Consider the following 25,939-nt stretch of genomic DNA (forward strand, 5'->3'; position numbering starts at 1 on the left):
AGCAGATTTACGGGCTTAGAATCCATCGATTATCTCATATCAAATTCGTTTGGATGCGGGCCTTTGCGGCGATTGCTGTCCAGTTGATTTATGGATTCCATATCTTCAGCGGAAAGTTCGAAGTCAAACACATTAATGTTTTCTTCAATTCTAGAAGGAGTCACCGATTTAGGAATGACAATGGCATTACGCTGCAGGTGCCAGCGAAGTACGATTTGCGCCGGGGATTTACCATGAGCTTCGGCCAGCTTGACGATCACTTCGTCCTTCAGGACATCGCCGCCTTGATCCAGTGGGCTCCAAGCTTCAAGGAAGATGCCGTGCTTATCACCGAACGCCTTCAATTCATTTTGCGCCAGATATGGATGGCATTCGATCTGATTGAGGACCGGTTTCACTTCGCATTCCTTCAGAAGACGCTCTAGATGCTCAATTTCAAAGTTACATACACCGATCGCTTTTACTTTACCATCATGGTACAGTTTCTCCAGTGCCTTGTAAGTGTCAATGTACTGATCGAATTGCGGGGTTGGCCAGTGAATCAAATACAGATCAATATAATCCAATTCTAGCTTCTTCAAGCTTTCGTCAAATGCACGTAGAGTGTTCTCATATCCTTGATCTGCGTTCCACACTTTAGTGGTGATGAACAGCTTCTCCCGAGGGATTGCCGATTCCTTGATTGCTTGTCCCACGCCCAGCTCATTCTTATAAATCATTGCAGTGTCAATCGAAGTATAGCCAACTTCAAAGGCTGTAGCTATAGCAGAAGCAGCCTGCTCATCACTAACCTGCCACACGCCAAGTCCAAGCTGAGGCATTTTCACACCGTTATTCAATGTTACATAGTTCATGGTCTATTCTCCTCCAAATATTTTATATTTATGGAAATCAATAAATCAATTTCACAAACGCTCACTTATCAATTTATGAAATTGATTCATGGCTCAACAGATTTGAAATCTCTTGTGCGCATGACATTACCTGCTCAATATGATAGTCATCCTTCTCTTTGGACACCCGGGTTGTAGGACCGCTGATTGCAATAGCTGCAATGACCTTGCCATCCTTCCAGATCGGTGCGCCGATACACCTGGCTCCACATTCCCCTTCTTCATCATCCAAAGCATAACCTTTGATCTTAATGTTACGCAGTTCCTCACGGAATTTCTCCTGGGAAGTAATTGTACGCTCCGTTTGCTTCTCCAAGGACATATTCTCCAAAATCCACGACTGCAGCTCTTCACCCTGATAAGCAAGCAGACATTTTCCAATGGCGTCGCCACGAATAGGTTTACGATCACCGATCACATGATGAGTCCGAGTGGCATATATTCCTGGAATCGCATGCGTGATCACTACCTCTGTACCATGAAGCATTCCTATGTAGGAAGTCTCCCCTGTTTTCTTACTTAGCTTGTCCATAGAAGGCACGGATTGCAAGAGATCAACATCCTGCTTCAGGAGATTCTCACTTTGTAATTTGGACACAAACACATCCGAAATCACAAACCCGTTTTTGGGGCTTCTCATGATAAAATCATTCTGCTCCAGTGTGCTAACCAAGCGATACGCCGTGCTCTGGTTGAGCTGTAATTCTTCCATGACCTCTTGGGTAGTGATGTTGGGATTATGGAGTACAAGGTTAAAAATATCCAAACCCTTCTTGAGCGTACCGACCTCATTGCGGTTTATATCCCCACCCCCTACTGCAATAGTATTCCACTCACAATTGGGATTATAGCACTGGAAAATCGGTTTTTCAAATATAGATAATTTAATGATGAAATTTATCCATTATGGATAATATGTTTCACTAATCCAATATTCCTGCAAGCAAGATGTTGTTATATACATTTACTATGCAACACTCACATGGTAAATTTAGTAATCATATCAATTTAGTAGAGGTGACCATGAAAAAGCTAATATTATTAATAACTTCCATCCTGATAATCATTGTTGGATGTTCAAGCCATAACACATTAAATATTAACTATCTAGACCCAAGTGAAGCTAACGGACCAATACATAAATGGATAGAATCTAATCATGCAAGAAATGGAATCTATTTGGGCAGAGTATCCGCTGAACACCGTGTATACCTGTATGTAAATTATAAAAACGAAGAGCATAATCAAAAATTCACAGTACCCTCAGTAAATATTCAGAACCAGGACGGAAGGCTTATCGTAGAAACAGTAACCGTAGCTTCAGATCATTCGTTTGAAAAAATATTCGTAATTACAAATAAGGGAATAAAACAAATCGAAATAAATGGACAAGAATTTAACTTGGAACAATTTGAGGAACTCCAATAGCTTTTTGATTTGTTTTCCTAAATAAACAGAAGATACGTAACCCATGAAAATAAGGACGTATCTGTTTGAAGCAAAAAACAGCGGCAACCCAGGAATTGAATTATCAAATCCATAAGCTGTCGCTGCTTTTGTTATGCGTTTCTACTGTTATTTTTCTTCCAGATTAAAGTAAATCCAGCGCCTTCAGCAATGCATGCTCGCTAGACTTCGCACCTTCCTGAGAATAATGGGCGTTAGGGAACATCGGAGATAGATGGTGGTAGCCCGGATAGACATGCAGTTCGACCAAAACACCATCATGAACCAGTTGTTTCGCGAATAGCAATGCTTCGTCAATGAATAAATCAATGCTGCCGATCGTTATAAAAGTAGGTGGTAATCCAGCAAGTGATTTCGCACGTGCAGGCACGTAATATTCACTTACGCCTTCCTGACCCGGTTCATGACCTAATACAGATTTCCAGCCAAAATAATTACTTGCTTTGTTCCAAATAAATTCCCCGGCATAAGGATGATCTGGTGCAACACTCGTACGGTCATCCAGCATCGGATTGCGCAATCTCAAATGATGAATCTCAAATTCCTTCTGATCCCGAATGTATAAAGCCACACCAGCCGCCAAACCGGCGCCAGCACTTGAGCCTGCAACGGCAACTTTCTTAGCGTCGATTCCTAGTTCTTCTGCATGTTCAATACACCATTTCAGTCCTGAATAGATATCCTCTAGCTGACTTGGCTGAACATGCTCTGGTGCCAGGCGATAATACACAGACACACAGCAAAAACCATGCTGCACAGCAAGGGCGGCATTTCCCATGCGGTCACCGACCGGACTTCCCATAACCATCCCACCGCCGTGAAGCGAATAATATAAAGGCATCTTTTCATACTTTGGCTGTGTAGGTTTAATAATCTCTATACGAACTTCCGGCCCTCCAAAATAACTGGGCACCGTTCTTTCTTCAAAGGTAACCGGGAACTTTTCCGTAACATTGATTTGCGGCATCGTTTGTGCTTGCTTCATACGTGATTCTATCAGCACAGACGGAGTAAGATCCGTTGTTGGGAACATATCAAGGACGCTAACCACTTCTGGATCAACCAGATGTCTGCTTCTGCTTTGCTCTTCACTCATTGTCAATATTTCCTCTCTATGTGTCATTATTCAGACTAGCTATCTCTACCATTAGTCTACAGTGTGCCCTTCGCGCTTGAAATGAAAACAATGACTTAGAATCATTTTCGGCATAAAAAAGACACTGATGAAGGATGCTCACCAGTGCTGCTTCTTACTTTTATGTGAATAGACAATTTTCTTTATCGTTTCGATTGAGAGAAAATGTTCCTCGGCCAGCTGCTCGATACTGCTATCGTTTCTAAAGGCAGCTCGGATCGCAGCGTTTCGCTCATCAAGCAACCGCCTCCCGCCGCTCTGACTTCCCCAATGCTTATACTCCGTTTCCGGCTTAGGAATGTAGAGCGTTTCTCCCTGAACATATTTTTGAATTTCCATAATTAGCTTTTCGGGTAACACTTTTGCTGCATTAATATATTTCATTGTGCCCGCTCCTTATTTTAAAGTTTCCAAATAAGGTGCAAAGCCAACATATTAGAAGAGCTTATTTAGCGTTAGTGTTAAAAAAGGTTTTACCCCATGCAAAGTAACGCTTTTCTAATACAGGCTTTGCATGAGTGGGAGAAGTACCAGACAATCTTACAAGATTCTCCATCTATTAAGCACCCCCTTGTCACTAACCATTATATCATAGTTTCAAGTGTGGCTGTCACGAACAGCATTGTGAGGGAAATTGTCTTTACCACGTACATCTTCATCAACGTAGTCTTTAAAAAAGTATCGAAGTGTAATTAGCGACATTTTTGTACCTTAAATCCTCTGCCGTTAAGGGTTCGTGGAGATTAAGTGCAATAATGTACCTTAATTCTTCCAGAATACCCCACTCAGCATACTTTTTCGAAAAATAAGATACAACAATGCCCTTATTTACCTTATTAGCCTATAATAAAGAAAAATAAGGTGCAAAAATGCCGTTAGTTGGGGCGGTGACCCTCTTTTTCACTGTTGAGACGACTGGTGAAGGGAAATGTATCGCTTCTTTCTGTATACTCCGAAAAGAAAAAAGGCAACCCTTATTTATAAGGATTGCCTCATCGTTTTGTTTAGCTCTGCTGAAGCCAATTCATACGATCTTTCTTGGACAGGCGCGGGCATGTATAGCAGTACGAGCGATTGGTACGCTTATACTGTAGGCAGCAGGTATTTTTAATAGCAAGCTTCTTTCCTGCCTCGAGCGGATGGTCGAGGAATCGGACTTTAGCTTGGAGCGGGTTCTTCGCCCGTCCGAAAACCTCAGGGGCAAGATTATTACACATGAAGGCATCATCTTCAGCCAAATAGGCCAGAAGCGAAGCATTATCCTGTGTAGACAACAATGCTTGCAGCTTTTCCCTGTAGTTCTGCAGAGAAGTTGGCAGCTGTCCCCATAAGATTCCTGCCTGAATCCCGCTGGCCTCCGATACACAGAGGAGCAGAGGACTGACAGTATCCTTATAAAAACGGCTGAACACTTGCTCCCGCCATACAGTCCAATCTACCGTTTGCCTCTCCCCTGGCGCATGATCTAATTGATCCTCCGACAGTTGGAAGGCAATCCGAGTGAAGCCCTGCTCAGGGATGAGATGTACCTGCAAGTTTGTAAGTGTAAGGTTCGGGGCGGTATTGTGCACAGAAACGCTATACAACAGCGCAGCAGCCACATCCCCAAACCAGCTGACAAAATAAGCTGCAGCAACTGATAGCTCTTCGGCCTCAATGTAATCGCCATAGGCGGTGAGAAAACGCTGCATGGCTGCCTTCTCGGTTAAAGCTTCACCTCCAACAGTACATACAGCCTTCCCCTGCTGCTGAATATGAAGGTTAAAATAGACGCTCAGTTGATCCCAAATATTCGTGTCCATTATTTAACGAAGATTCTAGTCAGATCATCCAGCATGGAGTTAGCAGCGTTAGGCCCATATCCGCCGAACCAGGAATCCGAAGACAGCGTGTACACCTGATTGTTCTTAACGGCTTTGAGATTTTTCCAGATGCTTAGATCTTGCAGCTCGTTATAGATACTTTCATTGTCGTTAATGAGCAAAATGTAGTCCGGATTGATTTGCGGAAGCTTCTCATTAGACAACGACTCAAAACGATTGTCCGGTCCAGTTACTGGATAGACCGCAGGCCGGGTGAAGCCAAAATCATCATACAACCATTTGTAATCCATATCCCCGTAATAACGGATATCGTTACGAATACGCAGTACCATTAAGGTTTTGCCGGCTACTTTATCGTGAATCTGATTTACTGCCTCTTGCTTGTGCTTATCATAGTCGGTGATGACTTGCTCGGCCTTGTCTTGAAGGCCAAAAGCTGTAGCCGTTGCACGGAATGCCGTCTGCCAATCAGGGGCTACATAGCCATTTTCAAGCATGGCCGTAGGTGCTATTTTCGCGTACTCGTCATAGATTTTTTCGCTGTTGGTGTCTGTAATAATCAGATCGGGGGTTATGGATAAAAGCTTTTCCAGATTAACCTTTCCTTGATCTCCAATAATCTCAACATTATTCAGAAAAGGCTTCAGGTACAGCGGGAAATCTTCATTTTGAGACTTAACGGAAGCCGTCGGCGTTAAGCCCAGTGCAATCATATGATCCGTTAAATAAGTTACCGTTGTGGCAATATGAGCAGGCTGTTGATCAAGCTTATGTTCTCCATTGATATCCTTGTAGGTAAATGGCGTCTCTTGGGTTGTGTCCGGACTGGCAGTCTGTTCTGCAGCAGGCTCAGAAGACTCCTTGCTGCAAGCTGTAGCGATCGCTAGCAGCAGCATAATCAGAATTACTACGCTCAATGGGCGCAGCTTTTTATAATGTTTTCTCATGTTTCTTTCCCCTTTTTCATTCTACTTGATGAGTCTTGTACAACTCGATGATCTCTCATGACACGGGAACTGGTGATCCAGCCTCTGGCATTGGTCAGCTGCATAAAAAATACTCCACCTATGGTCGGCAGAGAAACATGTGCTTCTCCGAGATCAGTCCTATTCCCGTCCTTGTGCAGAATAGCCTCCTCCAAATACCAATTGGCGCTTCTCCAATTCGAGTCATCTTCACACCAGTACAGCTCGGCTTTAGTCACCTCAAGCGGCGATTGAAAAACCACCTGTACCTGCTCCTCATCCTGCTCTGTGCGAAGAATACGGATTAAAGCAGGTCCTTCTCTTGTGATACTGTCTGCAAAAGCGTAGCTCTCTTCACAGGACCATGCTGCCGGATAGGTATGAGGCAGTCCATGCTGAATGCTTAGTCGGCTATGCAGCGGCGCGTCCTCATAGTGATGTTCATGCTGTTCGTAGGACTTCACAAAGATCGACAACGGAAAATGTGAATCCTGGCTGCCGTTAAGCCAAAGCATGGGTATCTTGCTTTGGTGGAGATAAGAAGACGGGTCCCACAGACTCCGAAGGTGCTCTGCTGTAGCGGGCGGCATCACAGCAAATCCAAGACCGTAGAGGGTACCTGGCTCATAAAGATAACCACATCCATATACAGGCATGGCAAAAGAAAGCCTGCGATCCAAACCAGATACCAGACTTGTAATTATGCCTCCCCATGAGATCCCTGTAATCCCAATATGGTCTACATCCACACCAGGCAGACTGCGAAGGATGGTATGTGCCGATAACACAGCGGCTACAGCGTGATACATCCATTGATCCTGCAATTCTTCACCATAATCTGCGAACACTCCCTGCTTGAGGGGGCCGCTCCAAGGATGTGCGGAGAAGTGTGACTGGGATGGGTCCATACTAAGATGATCACCGCTGCTAGCATTGATGTTATCATAGCTTGCAAAGGGTACCTGTCCCTCGAGATCCATCGCAATCGCGGCATAACCCCGGTCATTCCATTGCTTCACCCAATGGGAAAATGCGCTCCCTGCACCGCCATGAACCAAAATGATCCCAGGAACCTGCTTAGGAATCTCATCTTGCTTATGTTCTTCAATCTTAGGCATTCCATAGTAGGCAAACACTCGTGTTTCTTTTCCCTTATATGGAACCCCTTGATAAAATACGGCATGAATTCCAGTCTCCTCATCCTCAAAAACCGGGTATAGGGCGGGCAATTGGAATAATGACTCCAAATCCCAGGGGATGTGAGTAAAAATAAAAAATCTCCCCTTCCATAATCATGAGAATGATTTTCTTTCTCAACAAACAATAACACTGAACCCTTCTCATTAACATGGATTATGGGGAGATACCATTTGGATTTTTGTTACCTTCAGAACTGAATTTAGCGTCTACTCAACAGCTCAGCAAAATAGGATAAGGCACGATCATGAGACCAAGCAGAATATTCCAGAAGTTTCTCTGTGCCAATATCAAAGATTCTGTTATTTTTCGCGGCCGTCAGATTTCGCAACAGCTTGCTTCTCTGTAATGTCCGCCACTCTAGTACTGCCTTGGGGGATGGATCAACCATAATAACAAGAGCATCTGCGTCATAAGCATGCAAATCTTTTCGGGCCACGATTTCATACACATCAACTTCCTCTAATGAATGCGTAGCCCTAAGCTGAAAATCGCCATAGAGCACCGAACCAACATTCCGATCTCCGTAGATCCGATATTCATTGTCCATGATCCGCCAGATATTAAGCGTTGCGCCCCCCAGACTCCCGCGTACCTTGCGCCGGATAATCTCTGCTTTGCGATCATATTCCGACAGCCACTGTTGTCCCTCTGGTCCTAGGTCGGCAGCTTCAGCGATGAGCGTCAATTGTTCACGCCAATTCGCAGTGAGCCAGGGAACGGTGACGGTCGGTGCGATTTGCGCTAATTCATGCTGCGCCTGTGCATCCAAAAAATCGGTACAGAAAATAAGCTCCGGGTGCGCACCTTGCAGCATGGCTACATTTTCCCCCCACATTTGTCCTATACCTTGTTCATCGGAATGCAAGCGAAGCATTCTGGCGTCCGGCTTGTGATTCGGATAGAATGCAGCGGCTCTAGGCAGTAACTGCAAGGCAAGCAGACTTCCAAAGATCGGTTCGGATACACTGGCAATATTTCTCCTCCGGCTATTTACATAAGTCAAGGGAGACATTCCGGTCTGCTGCTTGAACCGCCGGCTAAAATAAAATTCATCGTCAAATCCCACTCGAGAGGCTGTATCCCTGACCCCGCTCCCCGAGAGCAACAGTCCCTTTGCTTTGGCCATTCGCAAATCCATGACAAATGCGGATGGTGATTGCCCCATTAGCTGCTGAAAGGCCCGTGAGAAATAGCCCGGGCTAAGTCCGGCTAACTGTGCAAGCTCGGTTCGATTCAACTCCTGATCAATATGTTCCCTGATATAGTTAGATACACGTGCGATCGCCTCAGCCAACGTTTCCGCAGCGGACGGCCCGGCCTTCGCAGATTCGAGCAAAGCCATCAGCTGGTAAAAATCAGCCTGTCCCCTGTACCGACTTGGCCGCTCAGCTAGCTGTACTTGGTGTAATCTGTCACAAATGCCTGCCAGCATTTGAGGATTCTCACAGCGCAGCCACTCATACCGAACAAGATTATGTTTTGCTAAAAGATTCTGTTCCTGTAGCATATAAGTATCAAATTGAATCCGCCAGCCCTTAAAGGGTTCTTGTTCATCTGCGATAATCTTAAGCTCTTGCTCTGGGGGTAGTATGCAGATTTCTCCAGGGGCTAGAGAACAAGCTTCACTCCCCCACTCCACCGCTGCTTGGCCGTTCAAGCAAATCACCATTGTATGTGAATCCATGCTGGCGAAGAAACCCTCGCCATTCATCACAATCTCAATCGCTTGTATCCCATTAAAGGTCAATATATCTGTAAAGACGTCCTCAAGTCTATTCATTGAAATCCCCCTACTCAACGTCTTAGCCCCCAGTTTATTTTACTTGACTATACCCGTTCTCGGCATGAATGGAAAAGGGGGAAAATTGGAATTAGCGACTTTACTAACGTTATACGGTTGTATTGAAGTTCACTTTAAGGGTTATAATAGCCATAATTCATGTGCGAAGGATGAGTGCGATGAAAACCATGTATACCATCAAAGAGGTCTCAGAAAAATTTAATTTGGCTTCCCACACGCTGCGATATTATGAAAAAGAAGGGCTGTTGCCGCCCGTTCACCGTATGGACAATGGCAGACGCGTCTACAACGAGACGGATTTACAGCGGATTCAAATGCTGTGCTGCATGCGGGACTCCAGCATGTCGATTGAAGCGATCAAGCACTACAACGAACTGATCCTTCTTGGGGACGACACTGTTCCGGAAAGACGTGAAATCATTTCCCGGCAGAAAGAGACCGTTCAACAGCACATCGCAGAATATCAGAAATATCTCGAACTATTATCTCAGAAACTGAACTACTACGATGCTTTTTTAGCCAAAAAGTAAAAAAGTCGCCTCTTCGGCGGCTCTTTTTATATCTGCAGCTTAGCTGAACACATCTTTAGAGAAATGTGTTCAGTCTATAATGATCCTTGCTCTGTGACAGAATCCGTTACATGCCTGCGCTTACGAAGGAATCTTTGTTCGGACACGATTAAACCTACCAAGGTTAGCGCAATACCCACGATACCAACACCAGTAATCCTTTCATACAACAATAAATAAGCTGCTCCTACAGTAACTACAGGGGTCAAATAAAAGTATACGCTGGTCTTGATCGCTCCCAGAATGCCGACACTCCAGTTCCAGCTAACATAACACAATGCTGAAGCACCCAAACCAAGGAACAGAAAATTCCACAAGTGAGACCCTGTCCCCAACCGATTCAGATCCAGTCGAAAATCACTAAACAAGGTTACTGGTAGCATAAAAATCAGACCGTAAAAGAAGACTCTCCGGGTCATGCCAATTGAAGGGTATTGAAACTGATTGATCTTGCGCAAAAGAATGGAATATAAAGCCCAGCTAATACATGCAAGAACGGCAAGCAAATCCCCAAGCGGATTTAATTGAAGCTTCGAGCTGCCACTCCAGGAAATAAGCGCAATCCCAATCATCGCAATCAGGAAACCTACAAAAAATCGAAAATGCAACTTCTCATCCTTCAGGATAAAGTGCGCAGCCACCGCTGTAAAAAAGGGAGCTACGGTGACGATGACGCCTACATTAGAGGCATACGTATAGGTTAAGGCGATATTTTCCAAAAGGAAGTACAAGGTCACACCGCATAGCCCCGCTGCTGCAAACAGTAGTTCCTCCGCTCTTTTCTGAAACGGAATCAGTCTTGGATGAACGATCCACAATGCCACATAACCAATCAGAAACCGGGTAAACAAAATCTCCATGGGACTGAAATCGCCCAAAAGTACCTTGGACGAGATGAAGGTAGTTCCCCAAAACAATATGGTGACCAGCGTTGCGATATGTGCGGCCGTCCGGTAACGAGAGTGCATCATTGGCGCTCACCCGAAACCGGGGTTTCTGTTGCCGTTTCCTGCTGATAGATCCGCATGTACTGCCGAGGTGTCAGTCCTATCAACCGTTTGAAAAAATGGGTGAGATGACTTTGATCACTAAAGCCAGTCAGGTGCGCTGCATCCACAGGAGCCACTCCCTGCTCCAATAACTTCTTGGCATTGCCAATTCGAATGGTCTCCAAATAGTTGTAAGGAGAAAGTCCTTTATGCCGGGTAAATGAACGCAGAAAATGATACTTGCTGAGTCCGGCCAAATCGCTCAATTGCGACAATGTAATTTTAGACGCATAGTTGGTTTCCATATAATCGCACACGACCTCAAATTCAGAAGAACCCTTCTTTCCTGTCTGTTCATGCTCCTTCGGCGAATTCGAATAATCTTGCAGCAATTGGACAATAAAAAAGAAGAACCATTCCTCTTTTATAAAATCAGGCTCGCCCTTAAGGATCATTGCATGCAATTCTCTCAAAGCTGGCGCTAACTCGCTGCCGGAAAGTACATTCTGTGTGAATGAAGGTAAAAACGCATGGCCCGCAATATCGTTCATAATGCTCATCATACGATCCGGCTTGATATTGATGCTGCGATAATCTAACGGCCTGCCATCCACTTCTTCACAGGAATGAACATCACCAGGATTAAAGATCAGGAGATCACCCGGCTGAATGCTATACTCTATATTGTTGCACAGCATACGGCGCGGACTGTTCTCTATATATCCAAATACATAATGATCATGAAAATGATTGGGGAAGCTATGCATCACGCCTTGAAACCGGTATGCTTCCACTTGTAGTTCTGTGTCATAGCATGCTGTTCTTACTTCACCTGGCATTGGCATTACACCCCCTCCTTTAACATTCTTCATAACTATATCAACAGGGTTGACGAAAAGATTGCATGATATTGCTCTAGTTCACACTATAAACAAGAACTGACGTTTGGTATAGTGGAGTTGTAATCATTCCTCATTGAAGAAAGCAGGGATTATTATTACACAGCCATCCTATTCAAAAGCAGATATCAGAAAATACTTAATCGCCTATCATCATTTAAATGACGATTCAGCACTTCAGAGTACGCATCAAATTGCTGAGTATATCCGTAAAGTCGGCTGTATTCAATATGATCCGCTGGATGTCGTAGGCCGCAATCCCGATCTGACGCTGCAATCTCGCTGCGCTGCATACCGTAAAGGAGATATAGACCAGTATCTGTACACCGAGCGGATTTTGTTTGACGTATGGGACAAGAACATGTCTATATGTGAGGTCAGTGACTGGCCTTCTTTTAAACGATTCAGGGAAAGATATCTACACTGGTGCCATGAACACCAAGAGACGATTGACACTATTACTGCGTATCTAAGGGAACATGAGACGGCATGCTCCTCCGATTTTGCACTGGAAGAACGAGTGAATTGGCATTACGGACCGCAGAGGTTGGCCAAAGCCGCACTAGAAGCGATGTGCTACGCAGGACTTGCTGTTGTTCATCATAAAAAAGGGACTCGGAGATATTATGGCTTGGCCGATCAATTCATACCCGAGCCCTATTTCAGCGCTCCCGCCCCCTACACGACAGAGAAAGAATTCTATAAATGGTTTGTCTTGCGAAGAATCAATAGCATCGGAATCTTGTGGAATAGACAAAGCGATGCTTGGCTCGGGATTAACGGACTTAAGAGTCAGGATCGGAACCGGGCATTCCAAGCACTGCTCGAAGAAGGGCATATTCGTGAAATCACCGTCGAAGGTATAAAGCATCCGATGTATCTTTCGGCTACTACCATAGAGTTATTGGAATCCGCAACGGAGCGAGAGCTTAGCGGCAATACGGCTAGAATTCTCGCCCCGCTGGATAATCTGATGTGGGATCGCAAGCTGATCCAGGAATTGTTCGGTTTCGAATATACATGGGAGGTCTATGTTCCTGCCCCCAAGCGCAAATACGGTTATTATATACTACCTGTGCTGTGCGATGAACAGATGATTGGCCGAATTGAACTGGAAACTGATAAAAGTAGCAAGACGTTGATAGTGAAGCAATTTTGGCCACAGCCTGAGACGAATATCCTCGACTATCGCCAGCAGTTGCTATCTGGCCTGGAACGATTTAAACAATACAATCTTTGTGATGTCATTGAAATTAGCCCGGACGTACGGTTTCTGAAATAACATTTACTCCCGATTGCCAAGAGGATAAACAAGCAGGCGGAGCCATTACAAAGGGTTTGCGTCAGGCAGAATCCCAGCCTCCCGTATCCACAAAACCCGCGAAGCGCTCTGAAAGATCAGGGCAATCGCGGGTTTTTGATGTTTTTAGACTCATGTAGCTTTACTTCAAAGCAGTTACTTCAGGGGAGCTAAGTCCCAGTTCGTTCTCGAATTGCTTTAAGAATGCGGTCATCACCTGATGCCGCTGCTCAGCCATCCTTCTTCCGGGCGCCGTATGCATACCGTCTGCAAGCTTCAAGAGCTTTTCATAGAAATGGATATGGACCGAGCCATTGGGAGGAACATTAGGGTCAAATGCAGACACGGTTGATTTCTGCTCCTCCTCAATCATCGGCAGGCCATGTGCACCTCCGAACATAAAAGTACGGGCAATCCCGACTGCCCCTATGGCTTCAAGCCGATCCGCATCCTGCAAAATTTGCGCATCCAGCGAAAGAACGGCGTTAGTGTTATAGCTCTCATGCACCGCTATGACATCCAGAATATTAGCGAATGCCTTCTCCCCGATCTCTGGAATAATCAACGAGCCGAACTCCCGGCGCAGCTCTTCTATCGCCTCAAGACCGAAATGCAGCTGCCCGCTTAGCTTCTCTTCTTTGCGATAGTAATCATGCATTAGTCCGGCGGCGGCAGCGATATCTACATCGGCATGAAGTTCATCCGCGATGCTTGCCGAGAGCTCCATGACCCGCACTGCATGCAAAAAATCATGGCCTGTCGTGTCATCGCACATCTTGGCGAATACCTTGGCTACGACAGGTCCGATCCATTCCGGCAAAGGCTTTGTAATATACGGAAAATTCAGCTTTCTCACACCTTTTCCTCCTATTTTCCGCTTCATCTCTTCTATATAGATTGAACTTAGGAGTTTTACACGGGGTCAGATCGTCATTGCGGAAAATGTTTGGACTTTCGGCCGCTGTTGTCTCCAGATTTCTTGGGATTGTACCGCTATTCGCGGATAAAATCCGGAGACAAAGGCGGTCGCTCACGCTCCTTCAGTTCCAAACTTTTCCTCCATTCCGTTCCCCTTAGTTGAAATTTTTCAGTTCAATCTATATAGGCTTATTATTTCTCTCGTTTATCTTTATTAACTTGCTTCTTTTATGACCATACGCGCCATTCATGCTGCTTAAGCAGTCTCATTCCGCACAGTGCTTCTTCCCCAAGACCTGCCGGTGCTTCGCCGTAATGCATCAAGTAGGTATGCTGGCGAATAGCTCCAGGGTATTGGCATAAGACTTGGAAGCTGGCATGGACGGGACTGGAATCAAAGCTGCAATCGTGGTAAAAATCCGTGATGCCTTGCTGATGAAGTCTGGATACCAGGTCTGCGTCCGCCACCATATCTGCGCTATAAAAGAAGCGATTATCGATCACGAGCGAACAACTGAACTTGGAGGGCACGTGATGTGTAGACATCCAGCGCATGGCGAGGAGTGGGCGGTCTGCAGCCTCACCGGCATGAACCAAAGTACCGGCTTTACTGTCACTGCCAGCATCAACCAAAATACCCGGTTCTTTCACACTGCCAGCCTCTGCTAAAATACCGACTTTTCCCTCAGCGTCACCATCACCGCTGCTAGCCGTTAACCAAAAAATCTCCCCTTCTTCTACGGTCTGTATATCAAAATAGTCCGCTAAAGATATTTTTCCTTCAGCCGCATTCTCCAAAGTTCCACGTAAATGCTGTCCCCATAAAATGGGCTGCAGCGGAGCCGGTAGCCAGAGCTTCATCTTGCGTCCGGCTGCATAGGCTCCGTACAATGCGGCTTCATCCAGCCCTCCGCAATGATCGTAATGCAAATGTGTAATAAAGATGCCATCAATATCCTCAAATCCGAGTCCAAGTTCATACAAGCTGTGCCAAGCCAGTGCTCCGCAATCAATTAGAAATCGGTGACCCTCCACTTCCAGCAATGCATTGTTATGATAAGTAGACTTCACGAATCCGTTGCCGACGCCGAGCATCATGATGCGAAATTCCTGGTTCATTCTACACCTCCGCCAAAAGCCGGCTCTGGCAGAACCGCAGCGGATAAAGCCTTCACCAACTCATCAGAGGTCAGCGCAGTCGGTGTCCAACCCCAGATATGCGACAGCTCAACCACTGGCGGAAGCGTAATATGATAACGCTCCAGCTCTTTCCCCTTTGAAAACACCTCACGAGTAGGCGCATCCCACACAATCTGTCCCTGCGACAGTACAATCGTGCGCGGAATATAGTCTGCTACAACCCGCATATCATGCGTAAGCATAATAATGGTATGGCCTTGGCGCCAGAGCTCAGCAATATAATCCATCATTTCCCGGCAGCGTACGGAATCAAGTCCAGTCGTCGGTTCGTCCAGAATAATCACTTCCGGCTGCATCACTAGTATGGAGGCAATCGCTACTCTGCGCCGCTCTCCCCGGCTTAAGAAATGGGGATGCTCCTCCAAATACTTATCGATTTGCAGCAGTTTTGTCACTTTCATGACACGTTCCTCAATCTCAGAAGCCGGCAGCTTCTGCACGCTTAAGCCATAAGCAACTTCGTCGTATACGGTACGCCGAACGAACTGGTAATCCGGATTTTGAAAAACAAAGCCGATATGACGCGCCCGCTGGTCAGCCCGGTATTCTCTGGAGGGCTTGCCGTGAATCAGCATCTCTCCACCATGCGGCTTCAAGAGGCCCGTAATCAGCTTACACAAAGTAGATTTGCCCGCACCGTTACGGCCAATAACTGCTGCGAATTCGCCTCTGCCGATCTTGAGATTCAGCGGCTTGATAGTCATCTCATCTTCCTGCTTACGGTAGCGGAACGTGATATTCTTCAACTCCAGCAGCGTTTCACCAGCAGGTACCACCCCGCCTTCAGACATACGTTCACTCTCCTGCCTGGGAGGTTCAGGGCGAACAATACCTCTGTTGTACAAAGCCTTCCATAGCTCTTCCACTGACAACGGATCACAGTCCCTGTACTGCTCGTCTTCTATTTTCACACCCAGCTTACGTGCCAGTTCAATCACTTGCGGCATCGGCAGCCATTCCCGGACGAGCGGTTCGTCGTATAGACGGTTTGGCGGAGCATCCGCTACGATTTTCCCATCTGCTACCACGATTACCCGGTCGACAAAGGGCATAGACACATCGAGATTATGATCAACAAAGACGATTGTATACCCCCATTCCTGGTGCAACTGGCGAATCGTCTCCAGCACCATTTCTTTGCCAAGTGGATCAAGCTCCGCAGTCGGCTCGTCCAGTACAATGACCTTCGGCTTCGTCATCAGACAAGCGGCAATAGCCACCCGCTGCTTCTGTCCGCCGGACAAGTCCAGTGTGGAGCGAAGCAGCAGCGACTGGATCTCCACTCTCTCCACAACTTCTTCCAGCCGCAGGTCAATCTCTTCAGCGGAGAAGCCCATATTTTCAAGCGCAAAAGTCAGTTCTTCCTTCACCGTCCCCCTGACGAGCTGCCACTCCGGGTCCTGCAGCACCGTCCCGACTACAGAGACAAGATCGTTCGGGTAGACATCTTGTACCCGGTTCCCGTCTACTGTCACACTGCCCTGATAAGTGGAGCCTTCCGTTTCATGCGGAATTAATCCGTTGATTGAAAAGCATAGCGTCGACTTCCCGCCGCCGCTCGGCCCAGTGACAAACACAAATTCGCCTGGAGTAATGTTCAAATTCAATTGATGCAGCATCGGCTTTCCCGACGAATACGTACAGCTGTAATTATCGAAACGGATCATCTTGACTCTCCTCCGTTGTTATAAAGTAAAGAAGCATCTTAGCCCTAGCCAGGTGATAAACAGCAGTCCCCCTGCCAGGATGACCCGTTTGTCGATTCCGGTAATCCTGGGATTGTAATAGTAAGTCCGCTTGTTCTTCCGCCCTGCCCCCTTGAGTGTCAGAGCGAAGCTGGTCGTACGGAATCGCTTCAAGAAGACGAACAGGACTGGAACAAGCGTACTTGCGAACCGGACAGAACGGGCATACAGACTGCCTGAGCGAAAATCGACGCCCCGCACGTATTGCGCGTCCATCACCGTTTTGACGTCGAAGATCATCAGGCTCCAGTAACGCAGCGCAAGGGATACGGACAACGTAACAAATTCAGGCAACCCGAACTTTTTCAGCCCCATAACAATATCTTCATTAGAGGTCGTGAACAGGATCAGGAAGAAGAGCAAACACCAGATCAGCATACGGCACATGAATTTTAGCGAAACTGCGATGTTACCAGAAGAAATTATGATTTTCCAATACCCCAAATCCGCTTGAAAGTATAGCGTTCCACCTGCGTCGGACAGAAAGTAAGACAAACTCATCGTGAATGACAGGATCAGTACGGGAACCAGCAGCAGCCAATGCCATCGTGAAGGACGAATATAAATGAATAATGCCAAACACACCAGCAGCAGACCTGTCAGACTTATGAGCTGGTCCATAAAGAGCGGAATAAAGGTAAGGAGTAAACCAAAGACTAATATTTTCGTAAAGCCGTGCAAGTAGTGCAGAAGCGAATTCGATGGATAATACAATTGCATAAGTGTAACCTCCGTCAGCCTAGGAACCTTTTGAAAAACAAGCCGGATTTATTCATATAGTCAGACATCCACGCGAACAGAAGCGGGCTGAAGATGGCTGCAGCGAGCGTATTACTAACCTGCATCCAAGGCCAAATGGTGCCCCATACGACATTGCCAGGAATCTTTTGAATGAGGACCAGATTCAGTGCTACTAGTATCGTGGACAGAAACATCCCCAGCGTGACGGTAACGATGAAAACAATACGATCCTTCGCGCCTTCAAACCGGACTTTGCGGAAAGCGATCCCCGGAACGAACCCCATAATGAACTGGGCAAGCAAGGCTAGAGGATAGATGGCCGGATTCATACCAACCACAACCATAGATAGAATATTGCCGACCACAAGTCCAGCCGAACCCCAAACGCCAAACCAAACCCCGAACAGCGGGGCGAAAATCGCCGCAGGATACAGCACTTGAACCGTACCTAACTTGATAGGGACAAACCGGGAAATATAAATGGTCGCTCCAAAAATCAGCGCACTGATCACCATCGCCACAATATGACGGGCGGTCACCCCTCTTTTCGGTAATCCTGATTGCATGGAAGTCAATTGGCTCACAACAAACACTCCTTAGATGTTATTTTTCCATGTCCGTTAATTCTTTTTTCAATAAAAAGCGGCTCCACTCATTGCAGATAATCCGGTTTTTATCTACGTAAATAATCTCCCGGTCCTTCAGCTCTTTGAGCACCCGGTTCACACTGCGCAGCGTCACTCCCCACTGGGAGGCAATATCTTCACGAGAGATGGGAATGATAAATGATGCCTGCTGGTTAAAGTTGAAATGCTCAACCTGTCCATATAAATAGCGGAGCAACTTGTGCCTAAGGGACATCGACACATGGTCAATGGATTTGCGCACCGTCTCATGCAGCTTCCCGGCTAATTGTTTCGTTAAGTACAGTAAGAAATGATTATCCGCCAGCAGCCATCTTTGGTATATATCCTTCTTCAGCACAAGTGTAGAAGACTGCATCTCAGCGGTAATGCGGCAGACGTACGGTGTCATTAACGCAATTTCGATATCACTGATCATCTGCCCTGGATCAAGATAGGCAATAATGAGGATCGTGCCATCTTCCAGTATGTGCTCTACTTTCAAGCGCCCCTCTATAACGATGAAGAAGACAACAGGATGCTCGCCTTGCTCACATACCAGTTCTTCAGGATAATAGCGCCATAGTTCCCAATGGACAAGCAGTTCCGGCGGCATGTGTTCCAGCATGTCATGCAGCCATCTGTAGTTGTTCATCAAGTTGAGTAGGACTGACTTGTCCATTTGCAGCCTCCATTACCTTTTTACAGCTATTATTCCCCTAGCGCATCTGATCTTGCAAGACTCGCTTGGCGATTTCTCGAACTGCAACCGGCACCGGCTCTTCGTCCAATTGAATGGCCTCCAGCCAAATCCACTCCTCCTCGGCTTCCGTCCGCGCTCTGCGAATGATTTCTCCAACATAAATGTAATCAATATGGTCATGCTGATCATCAATACGCTCAAGCTGAATCTTGATTGGAAAAGCCAACGGAACTACACCAGACTCTGTATGACTCTCTTCATGTGCCGACACAAGCCGAATGTGATAACCCGTCTCTTCCCACACTTCTCTGACAGCTGCTTCATCCGGCGTCTCGTTCGGCTCCAAATGCCCACCTGGCGGGAAAAAGCACCCGACAAACGGCGGTTTTCGCCTCCGTGTGAATAAGAGCGCGTTGCGTTCTTCATTCAGGACATAGACCGTAGCGGTAAACTCTCTAATTCGCTTCTGTTCGATCTCTTCTCACCTCCACTCGCTTGCCTCATTTGACTCTTATTTTAGAGATTTTTTCGCACGAAAAAAGGACAATTGTCTAGTAGTGTTAAATAACATGACATGTTTCGTAAAATGACTATTAAACATAAAAAAAGACATCCCGACTGGAATATAGCTCCAAAATCAGGATGTCCTCTATGATTAACTTTTATTATTCATCACTCATAAAACTGATCTCTTCATTTTAGGAAGAGAAGTTTACCGTCTCACTCACTTGGCGCCACTTGGCATCCGTTGCCGCGCGAGCTTGCTGTGCTGCATCTGCATTATCGACCGCATCCTGGCCCAGCAGCAAACGAAGAGGAGCCTCAGGCAGCAAGGCTAGCTCGCTTATGACTTCAGCAAACTTCTCAGGTTCACTGCCAAATTGACCTGAATGCTCTTGCAGCATTCGAGCTAACGCTCCAATGGTCTCTTCGTACGGCTGGCTGATTGGTGGAATAGTCATAGAAGAACCCGCCCAATCTGTCCGCATGCCGCCTGGCTCAATTACAGTTACCTTGATGCCAAATGGCGCCACTTCTTGTGCCAGCACCTCAGAGAACCCGCCGACAGCCCATTTTGCACTTTGATACGCTGCTAAGCCCATAGTAGCAATCCGGCCGCCTACAGATGAAATCTGGATGATATGCCCGCTGCCCTGTTTGCGCAAAATCGGAACGACAGCCTTGGAAACATAGACGACACCATAGAAGTTCGTATCAATCTGGGCCCGGAAATCATTCAGGGTGACATCTTCAACTGAAGCGACATCGCCATACCCAGCATTGTTAACCACGACATCCAAACGACCAAACACTTGATGGGCTTGTTCAACTGCAGCAGATACAGCTTGCTCATCACTGACATCTAGCGCAAGCGGATGAATCTGCTCACCGTATTGTTCAACCAAATCATTCAGCGACTGCGGATTGCGGGCAGTTGCAATAACATAATCCCCTTTTTTCAGAACAACTTCTGTCAGACTGCGTCCAAGACCTCTGGAACTGCCGGTAATGAACCATACGTTTGGTTTAGACATTGATATTCTCTCCTTTTATTAAATATCGCGGCTTCGATTCAGCTTTGATATCGTCTATTTATCTCACTTCTGTATAATAAACGATCATTCAGTTATAGTCAATCTGCTGCGAAAACTTACCAGCTATCACTTACCATTTATCATACAGATCGGAAACAAAACCCGCGAAATAGCCTTTTAAAATCAGCTCTGTCGCGGGTCCTTATATTATTTGATCTACTTGATGCTATATAGAACGCATTAATAAATCAAACATAGCCAGAAAAAAGAGAGTATCTATAAAAAGTATCGACGTGTAAATTAAGGGCATTTTCGCACCTTAAATCTGCTGCAGCTAGGGGTTATTGGAGATTAAGTGCAATATTGTACTTTAATTCTTCCAGAAAACCCCTTACTGCGTGCTTTACGAAAAACAAGATACAATAATGCCCTTATTTCCCTCATTTGACTATATTGAAGAAAAATAAGGTGCAAAAATGCCGTTAGTTGAGAAGGCGGCTCCCTTTTTCATTGTTAAAACGGTTAGTTAGGGAGGTGACCTCTTTTTTCACTGTTAAAACGGCTAGTTAGGGAGGTACCCCTCTTTTTCACTGTTAAGACGACTGGTGAAGGGTCTACGTTTCAAAGGTAAGCTTACCAAAGCACCACGCCATTTTCGTTAAAGAAACCACCTGTAGGCCCGTCTTCCGGCAGTGTCGCAAGGTGAGTAATAATCTTAGCCGCCTGCTCAGCTGAACGATGGCCTTGATTACCCGTTAAGTCTGTAGAGGTATAGCCCGGGTCAGCCGCATTGATCTTTAATGGTGTATTTCTAAATTCCTTGGCGAACATGATCGTCAACGCATTCACAGCCGTTTTGGAGCTTGGGTACGCAAGGAAGTTAAAATTAGCGTATTCGGCAGCCGTATCGCTCATAAAGGTCAATGACCCCAGTCCGCTGGATACATTAACAATTCTGCCTGCAGGAGCCTCAGTCAGCAAAGGAAGGAATGCCTTCGTTACAGCAAACACACCGAAAAAGTTCGTCTCATACGTTGCCTTTAAATCAGACAATTCCAGCTGGCTTGGCGAAGCGAAGGCTTCAAAAGAGGCTCCAGCATTATTAACCAATACATCGAGTGATCCGAACTCATCAGCGATTTGCTTGGAGGCAGCATCAATCGTACCTTGGTCCGTAACGTCAATCACAATGTGACGAGCATCGTAACCTTCGCTTACCAGCTTCGCTGCTGCTTCCTTTCCTCTTGCCTCGCTTCTTGCGCCTAGCAGGACCGTATATCCTAAGGCTCCCAATTGTCTGGCTGCTGCGTATCCAATCCCTTTGTTAGCTCCGGTAATTAGAACAGTCTTTGTATGTGACATGGTTTTACCCTGTTTCTGTATAGAATTTGTTTGAATACTTTTGGTGACACTCACACTCTACAACTTGGAGTATACTCCAAGTCAAGCGCCGCCATAATCAGCAGTCTATCCTTCAAATTCCGTCCATATTTACGGGGAAAACATCTTGTTTTTTAGGATTGAGCGTGACGATTCTTCGGTATGTTAAGTCCCAGATTTTCTCTAAGTGTAGAACTCTCGTAAGCTGTGCGGAATAAGCCACGTTCTTGCAGAATCGGTACCACTTCATTTAAGAAATCATCCAGCCCAAATGGACCGAAGGGAACGAACATAAAGCCATCTGCGGCGCCTGCTTCGAACCACGCCTGCAATTTGTCTGCGATTTGTTCAGCCGTGCCCATGAATGGACTACGCGGAGTCGTCGCTTCCAAAGCAAGCTGTCTGAGCGTTTTCCCGCTCTGCAGTTCTTCTGTAAAGTACTTGAAAGTACCGTCCTGACCCGGAATCAACTCCAGCAGGTTTATTGCCGGTTCATCGAGCGGATACTGCGAGAGGTCAAGGTGGTTAAAGAATCTGCTCGTATAGTTAAGGGCATGTTCGATGGTGACCAGGTTTGCAATCTCCTGATATTTTTGCTCAGCTTCCTCAGCGGTCGCGCCCACGACAGGAGAGATATTAGGGAACACCAGAATATCATCTGCCGATCGTCCAAAACCTACCGCTCTCTCCCTCATATCTTCTCTAAAGGCAATCGATTCTTCGATACTCTGTGGAATAGCGTAGATCGCATTGGCGAATTGGGCTGCAAAGTTACGGCCTGGTTCCGACAATCCCGCTTGGAAAATAACCGGCTGACCTTGCGGGGAACGATCAATGTTCAACGGTCCTTTGACAGAAAAGAATTTGCCCTCATGATTCAGAGTGTGCATCTTCGCAGGATCAAAGAATACCCCTGTCTCCTTATCGCGTACAAAGGCATCGTCTTCCCACGAATCCCATAACCCCTTAGTGATTTCCAGATATTCTGTTGCCAATTCATATTTTTCATCATGATGGACTTGCTTCCCATTGAAGTTATTGGCAGCTCCATCAAGTAATCCAGAGGTAACTACATTCCAGCCTGCCCGTCCGCCACTCATTTTATCCAGCGAGGCAAACTGACGTGCGATGGTAAAAGGATCACTGTAAGTAGAAGATACGGTCCCTACAAGGCCAATATTTTTCGTTACAGTTGCAAGAGCGCTGAGCAAGGTAATCGGTTCAAAGCGATTTAAAAAATGAGGCAGCGACTGCTCCGTGATATACAAACCATCCGCAATAAAAAGAATATCAAAAAGTGCGGCCTCGGCCTTTTGTGCCCATTCCTTGTAAAGCTCAAAATCTATACTTGCGTCTGCCTTAGCATCAGGATGTCTCCATTCAGACATACTTCCTCCTACACCGCGCAGGTTGATTGCCAGTTTAATTTTCCGATCGCTCATTGATATTCCTCCTATAGTTCAGCTGTTAAGTCGAGCCGAAAACCTTCCATGAAGTATTCTCCCTGATGAAGATCCTGGTCGTGTGAACGGACAAAGCCCAGATGTTCATATAATCTCGCAGCGGATGCATTGGTTTCCAATGACGTATGCAAATATAAATATCCGGCTCCAGCGTTCAATGCTCGCTTCGCACTCTCATGAATAAGCTGTGTAGCAATTCCCTTACCCTGCCACCCAGGTGCAACAGCTAGTCTGCGCAACACTGGTGTTGCAAGCGTCTGCTGGATGTCACCGTACGCTTCAGCAGCGTTATGAAATATCTCCGCTGTTCCAATAATAAGACCTTCCACTTCAGCAACAATACGCTCCTGAGAACCTGGCTCCAGATACTTTCGCAATGCTTCCTTTAGCGATTCTCTGACTTCAGGGTAGGCCACGGCGTAACTTTCCCAAGCCTGAGACAGTATTTCAACCACTAAATCATAGTCAGCAGGTACTGCACTGCGGATCGTAATTAATTCCTTCTGTTCCGAAGAATTGGATAAGCTCATTGTAAGCCTCCTTCAAATGGGATAGGGTGATGACAGGCTACGAGATGCTGGTCTCCGACATTTTGCCATACAGGATCTTCTGTTCTACATTTGTCAGTGGCCGCAGGACATCTTGGATGAAACTTACAGCCTGTTGTCCGGGACGTCTGCGAGGGAACTTCCCCTTTTAACAGCCCATGTGCTTTTTTACCGGAAGGGTCCGAAGCAGGGATCGCTGATAATAACGCATGTGTATACGGATGCGCCGGGGAAGCATACAACGCTTCTGTAGGTGCAAGCTCCACGAGCTGGCCCAGATACATCACCCCTACACGATCTGACAAATGTCGGACGACATGCAGATCATGGGCAATGAACAGAAAGGTTAGCCTGAGCCTTCGCTGCAGATCCTGCAGCAAGTTAATAATTTGCGCCTGTACAGATACATCCAGGGCAGATACCGCTTCATCAAGGACGATGAATTTAGGATTTAACGCAATCGCCCGGGCAATGGCAATACGTTGCCGCTGTCCGCCTGAGAATTCATGAGGATAACGATCTGCCGATGCAGGCTCTAGCCCAACCAGAGTCATCAATTCTTCTACTCTCTCTGTTCTTTCCTTAGAGGATAACGAAAGATGTACCTTTAGCGGCTCCCCAATTATATCCGCCACTTTCCAGTGAGAGTTGATAGAACTATAGGGGTCTTGGAACACCATCTGCATCTCACGGCGCAAACCTCTTAAATCCTTGCTCTTCGTCTCGGCCAAGTCTTGTCCTTCCCAGTGGATTTGACCTGAAGTTACCTTCTCTAGTTGAAGCATCATGCGCCCCAGTGTTGATTTCCCACTACCAGACTCCCCAACGAGGCCGAACGTTTCCCCTCTTAGAATCTGTAAATTCACTTCATCCACTGCACGAACACCTTGCTTGCCTCTGGATAAAAATCCTCTGCCCGTGTTGAAGCTTTTAGTCACGTTTTGCGCTTCAATAAGGACTTCTGGATCGCCTATATTGGTATAGGACTGAACAATAACGTTTTGCGCATCCTGTTCATCAGTCTGCCGTTCCGCTCCCAGTGGAAGTGCTGAGATGCTTTCGGCATGCCAACAAGCAACCATGTTCGTACCATCCGTAACAGCAGGCGGTTCCTCAGAGCGACACTGATCCGTAGCAAATGCACAGCGTGGATGAAAACGACAGCCTCGCGGCAGATCCGATAGACTTGGAATAGAACCCGGAATATGATAAAGCGGCTTCGTACGATCACTCTGTAACGTCATAACCGATTGCAGCAGTCCACGTGTGTAAGGATGCTGTGGTTTCGCAAAAAGGGAGTCAACATCAGCGACCTCTACCAATTTACCCGCATACATGACTGCGACCCGATCGGCCATTTCTGCAGCGATCCCTAGATCATGCGTGATCAGCAGAATCGACATGTTGAACTCTTCCTTCAGTTCTTGCAGAAGCTGCAGGATCTGGGCTTGAATAGTGACATCTAGCGCTGTCGTGGGTTCATCGGCAATAAGCAGTTCCGGCCCGCAGGACAGAGCCATCGCAATCATGACACGCTGCCGCATGCCTCCCGACAGTTCATGTGGATACTGCTTCATCCGGAGCTCCGGATCGACAATACCCACCCGGTCAAGCAAAGTGATCGCCCGGTTCCGCGCTTCCTCCTTCGTGGCCAGCCCATGATGAATCAGGATCTCCATCATCTGATGACCAATCGTAAAGATAGGATCAAGCGCCGTCATCGGTTCTTGGAAGATCATCGCTATCTTCCGGCCACGAAGCTCCCGCAGCTCACGGGCGTTTAGTTCTGCCAGATTGAGTCCGTTCAACTGGATAGAACCTTGGGCGATACGTCCATTGTCATAATCAATGAGCCGCATAACAGATAGAGACGTCACCGTCTTCCCGCTCCCAGACTCTCCTACCAAAACTAGCGTTTCCCCAGGAGCAATGGTTAGACTGATATCATTCACCATATTTCGGGGTCCTTGCGGTGTCATAAAATCAACGGACAGCCCCTTAATATCGAGTACATTGTTCATGGGATATGCGTCCTCCTTTCT

At 46.5% G+C, this 25,939-nt stretch carries 25 protein-coding genes; 3 read left to right on the forward strand and 22 right to left on the reverse strand.

Going from position 1 to position 25,939, the window contains the following annotated elements:
* Positions 1-29: 29 nt before the first annotated feature.
* The gene (locus ACFVRY_RS17540) at positions 30-854 is read right to left on the reverse strand and encodes an aldo/keto reductase (RefSeq protein ID WP_387501550.1); all 825 of its coding nucleotides are present in this window, start codon (positions 852-854) and stop codon (positions 30-32) included.
* A 73-nt stretch (positions 855-927) separates the two neighbouring features.
* Positions 928-1,716 carry an IclR family transcriptional regulator gene (locus ACFVRY_RS17545; RefSeq protein ID WP_387501782.1) on the reverse strand — a complete coding sequence of 263 codons (789 nt, stop codon included), beginning with the start codon at positions 1,714-1,716 and terminating at the stop codon, positions 928-930.
* Between the two features lie 200 nt (positions 1,717-1,916).
* Here ACFVRY_RS17545 and ACFVRY_RS17550 point away from each other — a divergent pair, with 200 nt between their 5' ends.
* Positions 1,917-2,321 carry a hypothetical protein gene (locus ACFVRY_RS17550; RefSeq protein ID WP_387501551.1) on the forward strand — a complete coding sequence of 135 codons (405 nt, stop codon included), beginning with the start codon at positions 1,917-1,919 and terminating at the stop codon, positions 2,319-2,321.
* Between the two features lie 163 nt (positions 2,322-2,484).
* Here ACFVRY_RS17550 and ACFVRY_RS17555 read toward each other — a convergent pair whose 3' ends face one another.
* From ACFVRY_RS17555 to ACFVRY_RS17580, 6 genes are all read right to left on the reverse strand, one after another.
* A complete protein-coding gene (locus ACFVRY_RS17555) occupies positions 2,485-3,456 on the reverse strand; it encodes an alpha/beta hydrolase (RefSeq protein WP_387501552.1) in 972 nt (323 codons plus the stop codon).
* A 138-nt stretch (positions 3,457-3,594) separates the two neighbouring features.
* Positions 3,595-3,879, reverse strand: coding sequence for a CD3324 family protein (locus tag ACFVRY_RS17560; protein ID WP_387501554.1), 285 nt, complete (start codon positions 3,877-3,879; stop codon positions 3,595-3,597).
* A gap of 620 nt (positions 3,880-4,499) precedes the next feature.
* Positions 4,500-5,297 carry an IucA/IucC family C-terminal-domain containing protein gene (locus tag ACFVRY_RS17565; RefSeq protein ID WP_387501555.1) on the reverse strand — a complete coding sequence of 266 codons (798 nt, stop codon included), beginning with the start codon at positions 5,295-5,297 and terminating at the stop codon, positions 4,500-4,502.
* Entirely contained in the window at positions 5,297-6,265 is a 969-nt protein-coding gene (locus tag ACFVRY_RS17570; RefSeq protein ID WP_387501556.1) for an ABC transporter substrate-binding protein, read from the reverse strand. The genes ACFVRY_RS17565 and ACFVRY_RS17570 overlap by 1 nt, the downstream gene beginning before the upstream one ends.
* On the reverse strand, positions 6,262-7,530 hold the full coding sequence (locus ACFVRY_RS17575) for an alpha/beta hydrolase family protein (RefSeq protein WP_387501557.1): 1,269 nt from the start codon (positions 7,528-7,530) through the stop codon (positions 6,262-6,264). The genes ACFVRY_RS17570 and ACFVRY_RS17575 overlap by 4 nt, the downstream gene beginning before the upstream one ends.
* A 152-nt stretch (positions 7,531-7,682) precedes the next feature.
* Entirely contained in the window at positions 7,683-9,263 is a 1,581-nt protein-coding gene (locus tag ACFVRY_RS17580) for a helix-turn-helix domain-containing protein (protein ID WP_387501558.1), read from the reverse strand.
* Between the two features lie 179 nt (positions 9,264-9,442).
* Between ACFVRY_RS17580 and ACFVRY_RS17585 the strand changes: the two genes are divergently transcribed.
* Positions 9,443-9,814: a MerR family transcriptional regulator gene (locus tag ACFVRY_RS17585; RefSeq protein ID WP_387501559.1), complete on the forward strand. Its 372-nt coding sequence runs from the start codon at positions 9,443-9,445 to the stop codon at positions 9,812-9,814.
* A 74-nt stretch (positions 9,815-9,888) separates the two neighbouring features.
* Here ACFVRY_RS17585 and ACFVRY_RS17590 read toward each other — a convergent pair whose 3' ends face one another.
* Positions 9,889-10,821, reverse strand: coding sequence for a DMT family transporter (locus ACFVRY_RS17590; protein WP_387501783.1), 933 nt, complete (start codon positions 10,819-10,821; stop codon positions 9,889-9,891).
* Positions 10,821-11,681, reverse strand: coding sequence for an AraC family ligand binding domain-containing protein (locus tag ACFVRY_RS17595; RefSeq protein WP_387501784.1), 861 nt, complete (start codon positions 11,679-11,681; stop codon positions 10,821-10,823). The genes ACFVRY_RS17590 and ACFVRY_RS17595 overlap by 1 nt, the downstream gene beginning before the upstream one ends.
* A 136-nt stretch (positions 11,682-11,817) precedes the next feature.
* On the opposite strand from ACFVRY_RS17595, the gene ACFVRY_RS17600 reads away from it, so the two are divergent.
* Positions 11,818-13,023, forward strand: a complete 1,206-nt coding sequence (locus ACFVRY_RS17600) for a DNA glycosylase AlkZ-like family protein (RefSeq protein ID WP_387501560.1) — start codon at positions 11,818-11,820, stop codon at positions 13,021-13,023.
* Between the two features lie 160 nt (positions 13,024-13,183).
* Here ACFVRY_RS17600 and ACFVRY_RS17605 read toward each other — a convergent pair whose 3' ends face one another.
* From ACFVRY_RS17605 to ACFVRY_RS17660, 12 genes are all read right to left on the reverse strand, one after another.
* Complete coding sequence (locus ACFVRY_RS17605) at positions 13,184-13,897, reverse strand: HD domain-containing protein (protein ID WP_387501562.1); 714 nt, start codon at positions 13,895-13,897, stop codon at positions 13,184-13,186.
* Positions 13,898-14,187: 290 nt separating this feature from the next.
* Positions 14,188-15,078, reverse strand: coding sequence for an MBL fold metallo-hydrolase (locus tag ACFVRY_RS17610; protein WP_387501563.1), 891 nt, complete (start codon positions 15,076-15,078; stop codon positions 14,188-14,190).
* Complete coding sequence (locus ACFVRY_RS17615) at positions 15,075-16,826, reverse strand: ABC transporter ATP-binding protein (RefSeq protein ID WP_387501564.1); 1,752 nt, start codon at positions 16,824-16,826, stop codon at positions 15,075-15,077. The genes ACFVRY_RS17610 and ACFVRY_RS17615 overlap by 4 nt, the downstream gene beginning before the upstream one ends.
* Before the next feature lie 18 nt (positions 16,827-16,844).
* On the reverse strand, positions 16,845-17,624 hold the full coding sequence (locus ACFVRY_RS17620) for an energy-coupling factor transporter transmembrane component T family protein (protein ID WP_387501565.1): 780 nt from the start codon (positions 17,622-17,624) through the stop codon (positions 16,845-16,847).
* A gap of 14 nt (positions 17,625-17,638) precedes the next feature.
* Positions 17,639-18,229, reverse strand: coding sequence for a hypothetical protein (locus tag ACFVRY_RS17625; RefSeq protein ID WP_387501567.1), 591 nt, complete (start codon positions 18,227-18,229; stop codon positions 17,639-17,641).
* A gap of 19 nt (positions 18,230-18,248) precedes the next feature.
* Entirely contained in the window at positions 18,249-18,950 is a 702-nt protein-coding gene (locus ACFVRY_RS17630) for a Crp/Fnr family transcriptional regulator (protein ID WP_066364668.1), read from the reverse strand.
* A 37-nt stretch (positions 18,951-18,987) separates the two neighbouring features.
* Positions 18,988-19,446: an NUDIX domain-containing protein gene (locus ACFVRY_RS17635; RefSeq protein ID WP_387501785.1), complete on the reverse strand. Its 459-nt coding sequence runs from the start codon at positions 19,444-19,446 to the stop codon at positions 18,988-18,990.
* Positions 19,447-19,669: 223 nt separating this feature from the next.
* Positions 19,670-20,506 carry an SDR family NAD(P)-dependent oxidoreductase gene (locus ACFVRY_RS17640; protein WP_387501568.1) on the reverse strand — a complete coding sequence of 279 codons (837 nt, stop codon included), beginning with the start codon at positions 20,504-20,506 and terminating at the stop codon, positions 19,670-19,672.
* 633 nt (positions 20,507-21,139) lie between these two features.
* Entirely contained in the window at positions 21,140-21,868 is a 729-nt protein-coding gene (locus ACFVRY_RS17645; protein WP_387501569.1) for an SDR family oxidoreductase, read from the reverse strand.
* 152 nt (positions 21,869-22,020) lie between these two features.
* On the reverse strand, positions 22,021-23,328 hold the full coding sequence (locus tag ACFVRY_RS17650; RefSeq protein ID WP_387501570.1) for an LLM class flavin-dependent oxidoreductase: 1,308 nt from the start codon (positions 23,326-23,328) through the stop codon (positions 22,021-22,023).
* Positions 23,329-23,339: 11 nt separating this feature from the next.
* Positions 23,340-23,879 carry a GNAT family N-acetyltransferase gene (locus ACFVRY_RS17655; protein WP_387501571.1) on the reverse strand — a complete coding sequence of 180 codons (540 nt, stop codon included), beginning with the start codon at positions 23,877-23,879 and terminating at the stop codon, positions 23,340-23,342.
* A complete protein-coding gene (locus ACFVRY_RS17660; protein ID WP_387501573.1) occupies positions 23,876-25,918 on the reverse strand; it encodes an ABC transporter ATP-binding protein in 2,043 nt (680 codons plus the stop codon). The genes ACFVRY_RS17655 and ACFVRY_RS17660 overlap by 4 nt, the downstream gene beginning before the upstream one ends.
* Positions 25,919-25,939 lie beyond the last annotated feature (21 nt).

Origin of the sequence: Paenibacillus sp. NPDC057934 (assembly GCF_042887565.1) — a bacterium.
Lineage (GTDB): Bacteria > Bacillota > Bacilli > Paenibacillales > Paenibacillaceae > Paenibacillus_AQ.

Coding starts and splice junctions, on each gene's coding strand:
- ACFVRY_RS17540 (WP_387501550.1), bottom strand. CDS start 854: ATGAACTATGTAACATTGAATAACGGTGTGAAAATGCCTCAGCTTGGA.
- ACFVRY_RS17550 (WP_387501551.1), top strand. CDS start 1,917: ATGAAAAAGCTAATATTATTAATAACTTCCATCCTGATAATCATTGTT.
- ACFVRY_RS17555 (WP_387501552.1), bottom strand. CDS start 3,456: ATGAGTGAAGAGCAAAGCAGAAGCAGACATCTGGTTGATCCAGAAGTG.
- ACFVRY_RS17560 (WP_387501554.1), bottom strand. CDS start 3,879: ATGAAATATATTAATGCAGCAAAAGTGTTACCCGAAAAGCTAATTATG.
- ACFVRY_RS17565 (WP_387501555.1), bottom strand. CDS start 5,297: ATGGACACGAATATTTGGGATCAACTGAGCGTCTATTTTAACCTTCAT.
- ACFVRY_RS17570 (WP_387501556.1), bottom strand. CDS start 6,265: ATGAGAAAACATTATAAAAAGCTGCGCCCATTGAGCGTAGTAATTCTG.
- ACFVRY_RS17580 (WP_387501558.1), bottom strand. CDS start 9,263: ATGAATAGACTTGAGGACGTCTTTACAGATATATTGACCTTTAATGGG.
- ACFVRY_RS17585 (WP_387501559.1), top strand. CDS start 9,443: ATGAAAACCATGTATACCATCAAAGAGGTCTCAGAAAAATTTAATTTG.
- ACFVRY_RS17590 (WP_387501783.1), bottom strand. CDS start 10,821: ATGCACTCTCGTTACCGGACGGCCGCACATATCGCAACGCTGGTCACC.
- ACFVRY_RS17595 (WP_387501784.1), bottom strand. CDS start 11,681: ATGCCAGGTGAAGTAAGAACAGCATGCTATGACACAGAACTACAAGTG.
- ACFVRY_RS17610 (WP_387501563.1), bottom strand. CDS start 15,078: ATGAACCAGGAATTTCGCATCATGATGCTCGGCGTCGGCAACGGATTC.
- ACFVRY_RS17615 (WP_387501564.1), bottom strand. CDS start 16,826: ATGATCCGTTTCGATAATTACAGCTGTACGTATTCGTCGGGAAAGCCG.
- ACFVRY_RS17620 (WP_387501565.1), bottom strand. CDS start 17,624: ATGCAATTGTATTATCCATCGAATTCGCTTCTGCACTACTTGCACGGC.
- ACFVRY_RS17630 (WP_066364668.1), bottom strand. CDS start 18,950: ATGGACAAGTCAGTCCTACTCAACTTGATGAACAACTACAGATGGCTG.
- ACFVRY_RS17640 (WP_387501568.1), bottom strand. CDS start 20,506: ATGTCTAAACCAAACGTATGGTTCATTACCGGCAGTTCCAGAGGTCTT.
- ACFVRY_RS17645 (WP_387501569.1), bottom strand. CDS start 21,868: ATGTCACATACAAAGACTGTTCTAATTACCGGAGCTAACAAAGGGATT.
- ACFVRY_RS17650 (WP_387501570.1), bottom strand. CDS start 23,328: ATGAGCGATCGGAAAATTAAACTGGCAATCAACCTGCGCGGTGTAGGA.
- ACFVRY_RS17655 (WP_387501571.1), bottom strand. CDS start 23,879: ATGAGCTTATCCAATTCTTCGGAACAGAAGGAATTAATTACGATCCGC.
- ACFVRY_RS17660 (WP_387501573.1), bottom strand. CDS start 25,918: ATGAACAATGTACTCGATATTAAGGGGCTGTCCGTTGATTTTATGACA.